Raw genomic sequence first — 12,825 nt, 5'->3', positions numbered from 1 at the left:
AGATTATGTCTTTATTCAAATCATTCAACCCATCTGATCTGGACGCCTTACCCATGAATGGCGACTCCATGCCGGATCTCGAAATACTGGAACCCACCAGGCTAAGATCGGATTTCGACATCTCCGCTCCTCCTGTAAAGGCGGACAAGATGGTTCAGAAAGCCATCGATGAGATCTGCGCCATCATTGTGCAGGACCCCTGGTATGATGCAGGAGTAACAGACAAAAACAGTGGCGACCTCCAGGAAAAAAGACAATGGAAGGACGATAATGATGCAAAGAGCGAAGCCATCGAAGCGCGTCGCAGACTGGAAGACAATCGTAACAAACTGGAGGATACGAATAACCAGCTCAAAACATTACAACCCACCAGTGCGGAATATAAAAAACTCATCAAGCTCAAAGAAGAGCTTGATGCAATCATCGCAAAAGACGAAGCACAATTGGAAAAATTCCAGGAAGAAGTGATTGTTGAAAAGATCAGCAGGAGTTCATTTGCACAACTGCTCCTTAGCCATTCCAAAACTTACCGCAAGGGAAGAAGACGTAAAGCAGGTAAACTCTCCGGCTCCGGCGGCATCTTCCTTCCCCGGCAGTACTGGATGAAACAGGAATTGCTGGCCGCAGGACTTACCGGCGAGATCGGTAAGACCTCCGCCCGGATCCGCAAAAGCAGCATCGACAACAATCTCCGCCTCCTGCTCAGCAATGAGCCCATCTATGTGGCCTGTCTCTATAAAGCATTCACGGTTGATAAAGTGAAAGACTCCGATGGATTCTTCAACCGCGTACTCCTTTATTCAGACCAGGCACAGGACGAAGTGAATGAACTGGTGGCCGAAGATTATTTCGAAAGCTCGCACCTGGATGATGAACAGGTAGACAAAACTGCATTCCTGGAACTGATCCGCAATTCCCGCTTCAGCTTTGCTTCCGGAAGGCCCGCTACTTTCATGAAGACACGCATCAGCAGCATGATGAAATACGGCAAGCTGCCCAAATACGTGAATGATTATTTCGCGCAGAACGAGATCCCCGCTTCCAAAGGCACTACCGAGATCAAGACCAAAATGGTGGAATACCTCTACAAACTGGATCTCCAGATCAGCGGCGACACATTGCCTCCTGACCAATATGATGAATACTTTGCTAACGCATATGCATATGCGGCAAAACTCGGCGCCTCCGATAGCGATCCCGTAAGGAATGTGTATTCCGATATTTCGGTAGACAGCTTCGACTTCAAAGTGGATTATTTCGATGATGAGGAAGGACAATATATCGACCGAAAGAATATCCTTGGCGCTGGTGTGCTCTTCTATACCAAGGTACTGTCCGATGATCTCGGCATCCTCCGCATTGCAGACGCTATCCTCATGGCCTGGACACAGGGCAAACTGGACATCCCGCAGGGGGAAACAGCCACTAAGCTTTACCGTTATTATAAACTCCGCAAAGAAAGAAGCACTGCCGAAGAACGCGCCATGTTCTATAAGATCGTGTTCAATACCGGCGATGCCGAAGTGTTGGAGAACAGCGTGGTGAATACAGAATTTGCGCAGCTCTGGACCGTTCTCATGAACGAGACCGTGAAATATATCCAGAAGTTCGAAGCCAACGACAACGCCTTCGAATATGTTTCCAAGATCGGGGTATACCATGCCATCAAGAACCTGCAATACAATCTTTCTGTGTTCATGAGCGGAATGATCAAAGCCCTGCTGCCGGAAATGTATGCGCAGCTCCAAAGCGCTATCGATCTGCTGAAACGCCCGGAAATAGTACAACAGCTCGGACAGGGTTACCAACGCAATATGTGGAGGGTGATTGAAAGGGTCAGCTCAGAAGCATTCGGCGTAATACCGAACGTGGCCGCTCTCCGCACCATTGCCGTGAAAGGACATAGCATCTTCACCGATATCGCTCAATTTGATGAAGCCAGTTTTCCGGAAGAAAGATTCCGCGCGCTGCTGGACAATATCACTGAGTTCATCACTGCCAACGGCAATGTGGAAGATATGCTTCAAAACAGTGAAGAGGATACAGAAACCGATCCTGAAGAAAAGGACGATTGGAAATTCTAATGCAACTACAGACAGGTATTGATCATATTCTTAAACAATCCGATTATGTCAAATTTATCACAACAGGATATTCTCAGTATGGCCCGCAGCCATGCCCGCTCGGTACTGGCTGCTACGCCCACCTATAAAGTAATGCCGCTGAACGATCAGAAGACCATCTACCAGGACCTGGTGAAAGATAAATACGATACACTTTCCCGTCAACATGGGCTGGTTACCGAAATGGCCATCAACGACAAACGGCATGAGAAGAACTTCAACGGCATGGTTGATAATTTCGAGGACCTGATAGACAGCGTGGACTTCCCTCAATTTGTGAAAGACCTGCTCAAAGCCGTGTTCGATGCGAACATCTCCGTGATGCGCGCGCAAACGGAAGAATATATCCGCCTGATGAAACAGGCTACCAAGAGTGTGGCAGATCTGATCAAAGGCGTGAAGGACGATGATACTTTTGCCTATCTCGCCGAGAACAAATCAGACCAGTTCAATATCTCCATGGACAATGGAAAGATCTCCCTCACCAAGCCTGATGGTGGAAAAGTGGACATGGAAGACAATGAGGTGAAGGCGAAGATCATGGAAGCCAAGATCGCTATGGCGCAGGAACACAGGGCTATGCTCCGCGAAGTACTGCTGATGGGCGTTACCCGCCTGGTAGTGGAAAAAGGTACAGTGGAAGCCGGTGTGATCTTCGACGTGCAGGGCAACCGGGAAGCCACACGCGCAGATATGGAAAACACCAATGAGCAATCCAACAGTGGCGGTAGTGGCGGCTTCAATCTCTTCGGGATCATCAGCGCCGGCGGCGGTGGAAATAAAACCAAATCGAAAGTAACAGTGTCTTCCGCCAACAGCAAGAACACAGACCAACTGAAAGCGAACCTCACGGGTAAGGTAAAGATCGATTTCAAAACAGATTATTTCAAGCTCGACAATTTCGCCACCATGTATGCGAACGGAGCTTCCGGCAAGCAGGCACAGCAACAACCGCAACAGGGCGGTGGCTTCCCGATTCCAGGAAAATAATGAATACAGCGTATGGCACTGGCAATTCTGAAATTATTGGACAAGTCGCCCAACCGCATCCAGTTCTACATCGATACTGGCAGTTCGCCCTGGTGGGAACTGGTGATCGGTGAAGCTGTCACCAAGCAGGGCGGTACAGACTTCATCGATGGCGCACAGAGCAGGTTACCCCTTCGCGGGCCTGAGTCCAATAGCATCAAAACAGGAAAGACCATACAACTTGATCCGGCCATCTTCAACAACGAGAGAAGATTCATTCAACTACTGACGTACAAGACGAAGAACAAACAGGGAGAAGCATTCTCCGCCGTGATTGAAGTGATGCCGAAGTTATTGTCGCGCAAACCATACAAAACCGACGATCTGCCCGATATACGGATACCAGTAAATTTTTCATTTATGAGCGAAGCGCCAACCATCCAGCCGCAACAACCATTCGATTTTGAAGAAACGCCATTGAGTGGGCCGATGTCGTTTGCATCATTGATGCCGCTGATCACCAACCTGCTGCCCATCGCTACCAATCTGCTGGGAGGACTACTCAGCAAGGGAGGCGGCAACAGTTCCAATGGAGCAGGTACAGCAGCGCCTGCAGCGGCTCCAGCCATCGATCTTAAATCATTGCTGACACCTGAAAATATCAAGGCCGTTACGGACCTGATCGCCGAACTGATGAAACAGAACAAGACCGCTGTTGCCAAATCACTTTCTGGAACTGTATCTTCCACGCTGCTCGGCGCTTCTGCCGCCATCGCTCCTGTACTGAACAAACTCATGACGAAGGAAGCCATCGCTGCTATCGGCGGCAACCCGGAAAAATTATATGCAGCCCTCGCAGATGCCATCGTGAAACTTCCTGATCAGGAACTGATGGCCGTGAAGCAGGAACTTACAAAACTACGGCCGATGGAAGCTACGCTGAAACACCCGCCCACCGTGTATTCCGAGGCCAAGATCGCTCCTGCCCTCCTCGCAGCCATACCCGCATTGATGCCGCTGGCGGAGAAAGCCATGGACCCGAATGTGATCAATGCCATCGGCGACCAGCCTAATAAATTACTGGGAACCGTTCAGAACGGTCTCCTCAATTTCAATAAAGAACAGTACCGTCATATCGAAGCCATGATGCCAAAAGGTGTGAATATGGATGATGTGATCAAACAGATGATCGGGAACATCAGCGCTTACAATATGATCACGCATATGCAGCCACAGGCAGCGCCCGCACAGCCTGTTGCACAATCCGTGATCGTAAATGCGCTCTGTAATACCATCCCCCTGGTGGAAAAAACAATGAGCCAGAACAGCATCGAAGAGATCACTGAACGCACCACGGACATGGCTGAAAAGATCAGCAATGAACTACTGCAACTACAGGAAGATCTCAAAAAGAAGATCAGTAAAATGGTGCCGGAAGTGAAGATCAAAAAAACGGAAGAGCTTCCAATCGAAAGTCTCAGTCTCAGTCAGGATCCGCAGGAGTTTGTTATGCAAGGCAACAGGATCTTCGGTAACAAGGCCAAAAAGATACTTACTAACGGTCATGATCAGGGTATCCAGTTGTTCAGGAAGACATTGCCGGTGGCTATCGCTTCGGAATACCGTCGCCAGCGCAACAGCCGTTCTCACGCAGCAGCCTTCAGTGTGCAGGATCAGCCCACAACGCCTTCTGCAACGCCGGATCCGGCAGCAGAGCTATTGCTGCAACAAATAGAAGCTGCTGAAAAGGAAAGGCCCGCTATTATGTCTGTGAAAACAGGCAGGGACTATGACCTCGAGATCGTGGGCGCAAAAACCACCGATGTGAACGGCACTCCAAAAGTGATCTATGTCCGCGATAAAGGCATCGTGTTCGCCATTAAGATCAATGGGAAATCGCCACTGGACAAAGCCATGGCGCAGATCCAGATCAGGGACCATCGCAACAAGCTGGTGTCCGAAAAGAAATTCCCTTTGAGCGATGTTCAGCCAGGCGCCATTATCGACAGGCTTCGCTTCGAACCGCAGGAGCTGAATGGTTTACCGGCCAATCACGATCTCCTGGTGCATATCGCTTTTGCCTGGAAAGAAAAATCTCAAACCAAAGTAGTACGAAAAACACATGCCATACTTATCAGTGATGGCTATACGCTGGGCCGGATCGGTGAGCCTGTTCAAACCGGCATTCCTCTCAACAATGTGAATACACACCGGAACTTCTGGCATAAGATATGGGAAAGCCCGCTGAGTAGCCTCAGGTCTGAAGTGCATATCGTTTGTAAATATTATATGCACTACAATCCACGGTCTGTACAGAATGCACAAATAGAAACGAGAAAACAGGAAAATCAGAAAGAGGAAGAACATTCCGAAAGGCAGCAGACCTTCATCAAAATGAAAACAGGCATGGACCTTTCCGCCATCGCCCTCAATAATCTCCTGCCCCTGGTTTCTTCCTATCCTTCCCTGAATGAACAGCAGCTAAAAGCTTTACGCCACTATGAATTCAAGAAACTGGTAGACACGGCGGCGCAGAGCCAGCTCAGCTTCCGCAACAAAGACGGTGTTACCAACAGCCTCTGGGTCTATCCTGAAGTGGATCTCATCAAACTAACCCTGAAGAAGGCCAACGAGATCAATCCTTACGGAAATGTATTGAGCACAGTGGATGAGGAAGTGGTATTTGCCCGCCCCACCTCCGTGCATTTTATCGGAACTCAAAACAAATGATCATGCTATCAACCATGCAGGAATTCCCGGTACTGTCAAGGGCTTCCAAAAGGGAGACCGCAGAAGCAGATAAAGGCGAACTGGTGATCAATGGCGCCAAAGTGATATTCGACAAAGAAGTAGCATTGATGCCGGTGAACCTACAACCAAAAAAAGAAAAAGAAGATGGAGCCCATTCAGCAAGATAAAAACGGATTGATCGATGAACAGATGATGAGCCCTTCTGAGATGATAGAGATGTTCACGGAGCCCGTGGAAGAGATCATCGATGAGGACGAAGGTGTGTCCATGCATATCCATGGTATCGAAATGGACCTGCCTGTGCAACTGATGGTGGCGATGGACAATGATGGCACAGTGCAGATCGGCGTCACACCTCCTTTGTATAAGATCGAGACCAGCTTTACACCGGTGATGCACCAGCTTCGTTTCAGATTTGAAAAAATAGAATAACGGAATATGCCAGCGGTCAGCAATTCATCAAACACTTACTGGAACCTGGAAACTTTCCTGGATTCCATGATCGTGGAGCTCGATAAGGCCCGCGACACGCTTGCTTTGAAGGCTATCAACAAACCGCTGACCTATGCCGTGAAAGATATAGCGCTCGACCTTCAGCTCTTTCCCGCTTTCGATGGGGACAAAGTGAAGTTCATCACGGCGCAGCCCGGTCAGGCAGGCGCTTCACGCGTGTCTATCCAACTGGGCTCCATCACTGACCAGCAGGTTAGAGAGACCAGCCGTCTCCCCACTGCAAATGATGTGAGCATCGACAGCATCGAAGGACTGGATGACGACACGAAGAAGAACCTGAAGAAGATCGGCGTCAACTCGGTGAAAGATGTGGAGAAAATAGAAAAGAAGAATGTTGCGCTGGACAAGACCGGTGCCGCCAACACCAATTACAAGAACCTGACGGCCATGATCGAAAAAGCGCGCCGCGCAAAGATCCCGCCGGCCATCAACAAGATCTCCGTCAGCAAGAGCATCGATGGCCCCGTACTTGAACTAAGCGGCAAAAATCTGTCCGTTGCCCGTAAATACAAGCCGGTAGTAGTGATCAATGATCAGCTGGCGAAAGTACTGCAGCACAAATCCGATAAACTGGTGATACAAATGTCTTCCGGACAACTGATAAAAGATGTGAACGAAGTGGTGGTTACCCTGGACCCCTTCGCCATTTTCAGGATGAATATTCACGCTAAAAAAATTGCAACATGAAGAAGGGATACCTGTTTGAGCTGAACGAGGAATTGAAAGTGCACAACAAAACCGTCAGCATCAAAAAAAGAAAAGTCATAAAGGCTCTTGAAAGCAGGACTGCTTCCGTAGAATTCTATGACGATCAGCAGCCCATTCAACTGAGCGGTCCACGGGGCTTTCAATATGAAATGTCGGTTGACTGGCAGGTGGAATCTTTTGAAGAGCAGCCAGTCACCGAAGACGCTGAATATACGGTTCAGTACTCGATGGAAGAAACTAACCCCGGCGTATATACGACGGAACAGCCTCAGCAGCAGCCGGTATTCCTGGCTGAAGAGCCACAGCCTGTTGCTACTTATGCACAGGAGCTGCCAGATGAACTGCCCGTCTACATTCCGGAGGAACTGCCATCCACCCCTTCTCAATCTCCCTCCCCCATCCTGCATCATCCCGATCCACTCAGAGCATTGGGTGAGGCCGTGAAAGGAATGAGCGATGATGAATTTGCAGCAGACCTTGCCGCCATCCTGGAAGGCAAACAGGTATTCGACCCTGAAAAGAAAGAACTGGTTGACAAGAATAAAGTGGACGATGATTTCATGACGAAACTGAAACAAGCTGACGATCAGCGCTCCGGTAATAGCGGGAATGATCAATCGAAAAACAAGAACGAAAAGGATAAAGAGAACGAAGACCGCCATGCTATTTTCGACCAGATAGCGCAGAACATGAACTTTGCCAATTCCTTCGATCTCGGGGATTTTGATATGGAACAAAGATTCGACAGTTTTGATGATGCCATTCCATCCGGACAATTACCCACGCCCTCGCTGCCCGGCTTTCCGGACATACCGGATCCGCTGAAAGGCGTACTGCCAGATCCTTTCAAAGGAGGTCTGCCTGATCCGCTGCAGTCAATCAAAAATGTGCTGCCCTTCTCCACGGAAGATTTTGTAAAGGATCTTGACCTTATCAATGTGGAATCAGGAGCTATGGAAAAAGTAGCGCAAGACCCCAACTGGCCAACAAGGCCCGCGAATTTGTCGCCACTTACATTGGATCAGAAGAAACAACTCTTCGGCATGTTCGCCTACCAGGCAGCTCCCACCGGAGATAACGCAGAAGCCATCAGGGTCACAGACAACTGGCCTTCCACCAATATCCAATGGGTGGAAATCCCACAGATGAAAGGAAAGCTCACAGGTAATTCAGGTTCCGGCAAACCCGTGGCAAAAACAGGCATGCAGTTCCATACAAAGGGCGCCAAACAACTGAAAGCCTTGTGGGCCGAATGGGAAAAGGCAGGACTGCTGGACCGCATCCATACTTTCAACGGAAGCTATGTGCCGCGCTATATCCGTGGCACCAAACCCGAGAACCGCTCCGATGGCCGTCTCAGCAATCACTCCTGGGGCACGGCTTTCGATATCAATGCGGAATGGAATGCACGCGGCTCCGTACCTGCACTCAAAGGCGTAAAAGGTTGCGTGCGTGAACTGGTGGAAATAGCCAATAAACATGGATTCTTCTGGGGTGGTCATTTCAAGGGAAGCAGCATAGACGGTATGCACTTCGAACTGGTAAAGATCATCCCCTGACATATATAACGGACACAAACAATCGAATACAATCATTTTAAACTCTTTCATATGAACAGGTTCTTCGAATTGCAGGAAGAGCTCTTCCTGAAAAACAAAAAGAAGGCAAAACGCACGCCACCACCTGTAAAGGCGCAAAGCCGCTATGGCTATCCGATGAACAAAGCGCCAAGAGGCATCAGGAACAATAACCCGGGCAACCTGGTGTACAGTAAGGTGAACGACTGGCTGGGCAAAGTGCCGAAAGACAAGAATACCGATGGTACTTTCGAGCAGTTCACCGATTACAAGTACGGTGTGCGCGCCCTGATCATCCTCCTGCGTAATTATATCAAAGCCGACAGGAATACCATCAACAAGATCTTTGCCGAGTATGCCCCGGTTACGGAGAACAATACACAGGAGTATATTAATTTTGTAGCGAAGCGCACAGGCATCAAAGCCGATGCCAAGCTCACCGCCACCAAAGACATTATCAAAGCGCTTTCACAGGCTATCGCCAAGATGGAAAACGGACAGGAAGCCATCACGGACGCACAGTTCGAGGAAGGCTTTGCCGAGCTGCCACAGAATATCAAAGATGAGCTGAGCCCGGCGCAAGCCAAATCCTTCTGGGAATCCAGCTTCGAACAAACAGCCTGGAGTTTTTCCGATGGAGGCGATGACTACTATTATGAGCAAAGCAAAACGGCTGCTGCTGTAAAGACCATCACAGTTGTGGAGAAAGAGCCTGCCAGTCCTCCAGATAATGGATTCCTGGCCGGGAAGGCCGGCAAGAATCCCGGCTGTCTCAGGGTGACCAGTGTGAAAGATATGGTAGACCAGGCCATCGCCAGCCTGCAACCGAATGAGAAGATCCAGAAGCTGGTGATCTACGGTCATGGTACCGACGGTGTGGTAGGTACAGGTGATGGCATGGGCTGGCAGACAGGCAAACATATCAACAGTGATACAGCCTGGCAGGCCGAGCTCAGAAGGCTTCGTCCTTATTTCGCACCCGGGGCCGAGATCTTCCTGGGAGGCTGCAATACAGGAGCCAATCAGAAAGGAGCAGATAAATTGAAAGAAGTAGCCGATGTAACAGGCGTTACCGTGAAAGCCCCTACCGGCAAGGTTTACGGCGATTGCACAGAAGAAGCAGGTTCTGTTCACCAGGTGGGATATCCCGGCAAGCCTGCGCAGCCTCCAATTGGTACCCCTTCCGATGAAAAGAAAAAGAAAAAAGAATCCACTGCACATAGCATCAGTATGGCTGAGATCAAGAACAATATAACCGCTGTGTACTTCCAGCCTGCCACCAATCCGGTGAATATGGCTTCCGATGCGAAGTACAAATTCACCGATGCAGCCACCGTGAAGAAATTTGTGGATGGCATCGACTACACGCATACCGTGAATGCGAAGAATGTAAGCGGTAAGCTCAATGGTCAGATCTTCTTCATCCGCAACAATGTGCCGGAAGAGTTCATCGTGTTCTCCGATTGCGATTATTTCCTGAAAAAAGGCGACTGGACAAAAGCCTATGAAGTGAAATTATCGCTGAAGGCCCTGATCAAAGGGTTGCTGGAAGACAGGAATAACCTCTTCGTATAACCGATTAAATAGTTTTACATGAACCGGTTCCTTCAATTGCAGGAAGAGCTTTTCCCTGCCGACAGGAAAAAAAGCAAAGGGTCGCTGGTAAGGCCGCAGTCGTACTATGGCCGCATGTTCACCAAGGATGCCAATACAGCCAGGGATTATTACGACTGGCCAGATAAATTCGGCAAAGGTGATGCAAACTATGATACAGCAGCATCCGCCTGGATAGCGGATAAACGTACATCCGTTCCCGATTTTACCGGTCTGGTGCAAACGAAAAGCTTCCTGGGAGGCTACTCCTACAATGGTAAACCCTCCGCAGACCCGCTTCCGGACTGGAAGGAAACCGATGCCGTAAAACTGAGGGCATACAATGCCATCAGGCTGGAACTTTTTGGTGAAGGCGCTGCCAATTCTATAAATACCTACGATAATCAGATCGTTACTTTCGGATGGGGATTCAGTATGCTCAATTCTTCAGGTAAGAACGTGATCAAATACAATATGGAATCCTCTCCTGATTTCAAAAATGCAATGCTGGAAATGGGACTGCTGATCAAAGATGGAGACGCATTGTATGTAGACACCGTCACCCGGAAGATCGTAACAGGCACCAATGCTCTTCAGAAATTGCGTTGGGACAAGAAAGTATTGAGCAGGATCATCACTGCGCTGGATGCCATCAAACAGATCAACGTGAACAACCAGGTCCGCATCCTGAAAGAGTTCCGAATCAGGTATATGCCTGCCGAAGCCTATTCCTGGCCTACTGATTCTATCAGGCTGGCCATGCACCTCTATCACTGGCTGCCCGCTTACCTCAAATGGGATGCCATCAAAGGATCCAAAGGCGATGTGGGAACCATCATCAAAAGCTTCTGCAAAACCTTCCAGGCCGCAGACAGCGACGGCTATAAAAAAGACTTCGAATTCACCAGTTTACCTAACGGTGCACTGTATGTGAAGAATGTATTATCGAGACTGGACATGGGTAATAATGCGCTGCCGAAAGCAGGAAAAGCCGGAACGATCAAAATGCTGGAGCCGGCTGCGTTCAACGAAACTTACAGGAACGATGCAGGATACAAGGATTATGTGTTTGTGGAGTTGAGTGGAAAAATATACCTGATCCCTTAGACGGGCGATAGTTTAAAGGAAATCTACTTTTTAGGACGAAGACCTGAATTGGTGAGCTCATATTGGGAAAGATCGATGCCCGATACCCTTATTACTCCTCTCCTGATATACTCACGGGTTACTGCCAGCGCTTTCTCATTCTTTGTTTTGAGCTGTTCCTGGCTGGCGAAAGAAAATATCATGGCGAGATATGAAAGTGTTTCAGAAAGCTGTTGCTTTTCAGCATTTGTTGCTTTTTGCAATTGTTCATTATTGTCCATGATGCTATGCATGTTCTGCCTGAATGCTTCGATACCTGTTTTATATTTTGCAGCATCAGTTCCCGTAATGGCCTGCCAGGATAATATGGTATAGGCGGCAAATACGTCGGCCATATTGGAACTGTTGAATCCGTATTGACGGAGAAGACTATCAAAATCCTTCAACAAACTGGATTTGCCCAGTACTTCAGCATGATGCTTCACTTTTGTTTCATCTCCTTTTGCGGCGATCCTGCCCAATGTTTCCAGTACTTTCTCATGCACTTCCTTAGAAGAAGTAAAATTCAATTTTGCCGAAGCCGCTTTGGCAGTGGTTTCATTACCCGCTGAAGGTTTTGATTTATCCGGAATACCGTACACTTTTTTGATATTCCGTTCCACCACATTTTTGGTGACAGAGAACATGGCAAGATTATAAGCTGGCTCGTAGGGGAAATATTGTGCAAGAGCCTTAGTGTTGGGAATCAAGATCAAACAAAGCAAAGAAGCCGTCAACAAAGCTTTCACAGGCAGGTTAATTGTTGTTTTTTCCATAGCGGGCATTTCGGTTAACCATGCAAATTCCTTACCAATTTATTTACAGAAAAGTGCAGCTATGTCTGGTACAATACTTAATGAAACAAGGATCGCTTCGCATTTGAGGCGATCCTTTTCAAAAGTGAATAATTCCTTAATTCCAGTTATCGATCTTGATATCCTCAGGATCCGGCTTACCCTTTCCTGTTTCTACCAGGTATTTCAGGCTGATGAGGAATACAGCCCATTTGGTGCTGCAATGATGCATGAACTCCACCCGCTCTTTCCAGTTGAAATGCCTGAATAGTACGATCACATAATCGCCGTCTTGTTTCAACTCAAATTGGATGGTAGTGGGCATCCACTCTTCCGGGCCTTCCGTCAGTTCCCACTCCACCAGCTTAGACGCATCGAGCTTTTTCACCCGCATATCGAATCCGCCGGCGCCAAACCGGAATTGTATGATATTTCCGACCTTGTCACCTTCCCCCTGGGTGTTGGAAGTCCACCAACCGGCAAGACCTTCCCTGGTGGTCAATGCGCGGTAAACATGATCGATGGAATTGGTTTTGATCCCTACACGGTGCATTATTTCTGCCATATTGATTTGTTTACTTAAAGGTAGTACTTGGTGTAATGGTGAAGGGAGTGTGAAATGGACAAAAGGAGTGGTGATTTTAGGCAACAATGAATTAAATGGCAAAGAAC

The 12,825-nt window shown here is 48.4% G+C and carries 11 protein-coding genes; 9 read left to right on the top strand and 2 right to left on the bottom strand.

Annotation, left to right across the window (positions count from 1 at the left end):
• The first annotated feature begins 5 nt into the window (after positions 1 to 5).
• Genes FSB84_RS15905 through FSB84_RS15865 form a run of 9 tightly spaced genes read left to right on the top strand, consistent with a single transcriptional unit; the run spans position 6 to position 11,341 of the window.
• Positions 6 to 2,084, top strand: a complete 2,079-nt coding sequence (locus tag FSB84_RS15905; protein ID WP_130538923.1) for a hypothetical protein — start codon at positions 6 to 8, stop codon at positions 2,082 to 2,084.
• A gap of 45 nt (positions 2,085 to 2,129) precedes the next feature.
• Positions 2,130 to 3,113 (top strand): hypothetical protein, encoded by a 984-nt coding sequence (locus FSB84_RS15900; RefSeq protein ID WP_192909873.1) that lies wholly within the window; start codon positions 2,130 to 2,132, stop codon positions 3,111 to 3,113.
• Between the two features lie 12 nt (positions 3,114 to 3,125).
• On the top strand, positions 3,126 to 5,822 hold the full coding sequence (locus tag FSB84_RS15895; protein ID WP_130538922.1) for a hypothetical protein: 2,697 nt from the start codon (positions 3,126 to 3,128) through the stop codon (positions 5,820 to 5,822).
• A gap of 2 nt (positions 5,823 to 5,824) precedes the next feature.
• Positions 5,825 to 6,010, top strand: coding sequence for a hypothetical protein (locus FSB84_RS15890; protein WP_130538921.1), 186 nt, complete (start codon positions 5,825 to 5,827; stop codon positions 6,008 to 6,010).
• A complete protein-coding gene (locus FSB84_RS15885) occupies positions 5,988 to 6,275 on the top strand; it encodes a hypothetical protein (RefSeq protein WP_130538920.1) in 288 nt (95 codons plus the stop codon). The genes FSB84_RS15890 and FSB84_RS15885 overlap by 23 nt, the downstream gene beginning before the upstream one ends.
• 6 nt (positions 6,276 to 6,281) lie before the next feature.
• Positions 6,282 to 7,043 carry a hypothetical protein gene (locus tag FSB84_RS15880; RefSeq protein ID WP_130538919.1) on the top strand — a complete coding sequence of 254 codons (762 nt, stop codon included), beginning with the start codon at positions 6,282 to 6,284 and terminating at the stop codon, positions 7,041 to 7,043.
• On the top strand, positions 7,040 to 8,623 hold the full coding sequence (locus FSB84_RS15875) for a M15 family metallopeptidase (RefSeq protein ID WP_130538918.1): 1,584 nt from the start codon (positions 7,040 to 7,042) through the stop codon (positions 8,621 to 8,623). The genes FSB84_RS15880 and FSB84_RS15875 overlap by 4 nt, the downstream gene beginning before the upstream one ends.
• Before the next feature lie 51 nt (positions 8,624 to 8,674).
• Positions 8,675 to 10,216 carry a DUF4347 domain-containing protein gene (locus FSB84_RS15870; protein ID WP_130538917.1) on the top strand — a complete coding sequence of 514 codons (1,542 nt, stop codon included), beginning with the start codon at positions 8,675 to 8,677 and terminating at the stop codon, positions 10,214 to 10,216.
• 18 nt (positions 10,217 to 10,234) lie between these two features.
• Entirely contained in the window at positions 10,235 to 11,341 is a 1,107-nt protein-coding gene (locus FSB84_RS15865) for a hypothetical protein (protein WP_130538916.1), read from the top strand.
• A 23-nt stretch (positions 11,342 to 11,364) separates the two neighbouring features.
• Here FSB84_RS15865 and FSB84_RS15860 read toward each other — a convergent pair whose 3' ends face one another.
• Complete coding sequence (locus FSB84_RS15860; protein WP_130538915.1) at positions 11,365 to 12,135, bottom strand: DUF6683 family protein; 771 nt, start codon at positions 12,133 to 12,135, stop codon at positions 11,365 to 11,367.
• Positions 12,136 to 12,271: 136 nt separating this feature from the next.
• Positions 12,272 to 12,718, bottom strand: a complete 447-nt coding sequence (locus tag FSB84_RS15855; RefSeq protein ID WP_130538914.1) for an SRPBCC family protein — start codon at positions 12,716 to 12,718, stop codon at positions 12,272 to 12,274.
• Between the last annotated feature and the right edge of the window lie 107 nt (positions 12,719 to 12,825).

The sequence above is a fragment of the Pseudobacter ginsenosidimutans genome (genome assembly GCF_007970185.1).
Classification (GTDB): domain Bacteria; phylum Bacteroidota; class Bacteroidia; order Chitinophagales; family Chitinophagaceae; genus Pseudobacter; species Pseudobacter ginsenosidimutans.
The sequence above is the reverse complement of the archived record's forward strand: the minus strand, read 5'-3'. Positions and strand labels throughout refer to the sequence as shown.

What these genes read in the sequence shown, in the direction of transcription:
- FSB84_RS15905 (WP_130538923.1), top strand. Translation starts at nt 6, where the DNA reads ATGTCTTTATTCAAATCATTCAACCCATCTGATCTGGACGCCTTACCC.
- FSB84_RS15900 (WP_192909873.1), top strand. Translation starts at nt 2,130, where the DNA reads ATGTCAAATTTATCACAACAGGATATTCTCAGTATGGCCCGCAGCCAT.
- FSB84_RS15895 (WP_130538922.1), top strand. Translation starts at nt 3,126, where the DNA reads ATGGCACTGGCAATTCTGAAATTATTGGACAAGTCGCCCAACCGCATC.
- FSB84_RS15890 (WP_130538921.1), top strand. Translation starts at nt 5,825, where the DNA reads ATGCTATCAACCATGCAGGAATTCCCGGTACTGTCAAGGGCTTCCAAA.
- FSB84_RS15885 (WP_130538920.1), top strand. Translation starts at nt 5,988, where the DNA reads ATGGAGCCCATTCAGCAAGATAAAAACGGATTGATCGATGAACAGATG.
- FSB84_RS15880 (WP_130538919.1), top strand. Translation starts at nt 6,282, where the DNA reads ATGCCAGCGGTCAGCAATTCATCAAACACTTACTGGAACCTGGAAACT.
- FSB84_RS15875 (WP_130538918.1), top strand. Translation starts at nt 7,040, where the DNA reads ATGAAGAAGGGATACCTGTTTGAGCTGAACGAGGAATTGAAAGTGCAC.
- FSB84_RS15870 (WP_130538917.1), top strand. Translation starts at nt 8,675, where the DNA reads ATGAACAGGTTCTTCGAATTGCAGGAAGAGCTCTTCCTGAAAAACAAA.
- FSB84_RS15865 (WP_130538916.1), top strand. Translation starts at nt 10,235, where the DNA reads ATGAACCGGTTCCTTCAATTGCAGGAAGAGCTTTTCCCTGCCGACAGG.
- FSB84_RS15860 (WP_130538915.1), bottom strand. Translation starts at nt 12,135, where the DNA reads ATGGAAAAAACAACAATTAACCTGCCTGTGAAAGCTTTGTTGACGGCT.
- FSB84_RS15855 (WP_130538914.1), bottom strand. Translation starts at nt 12,718, where the DNA reads ATGGCAGAAATAATGCACCGTGTAGGGATCAAAACCAATTCCATCGAT.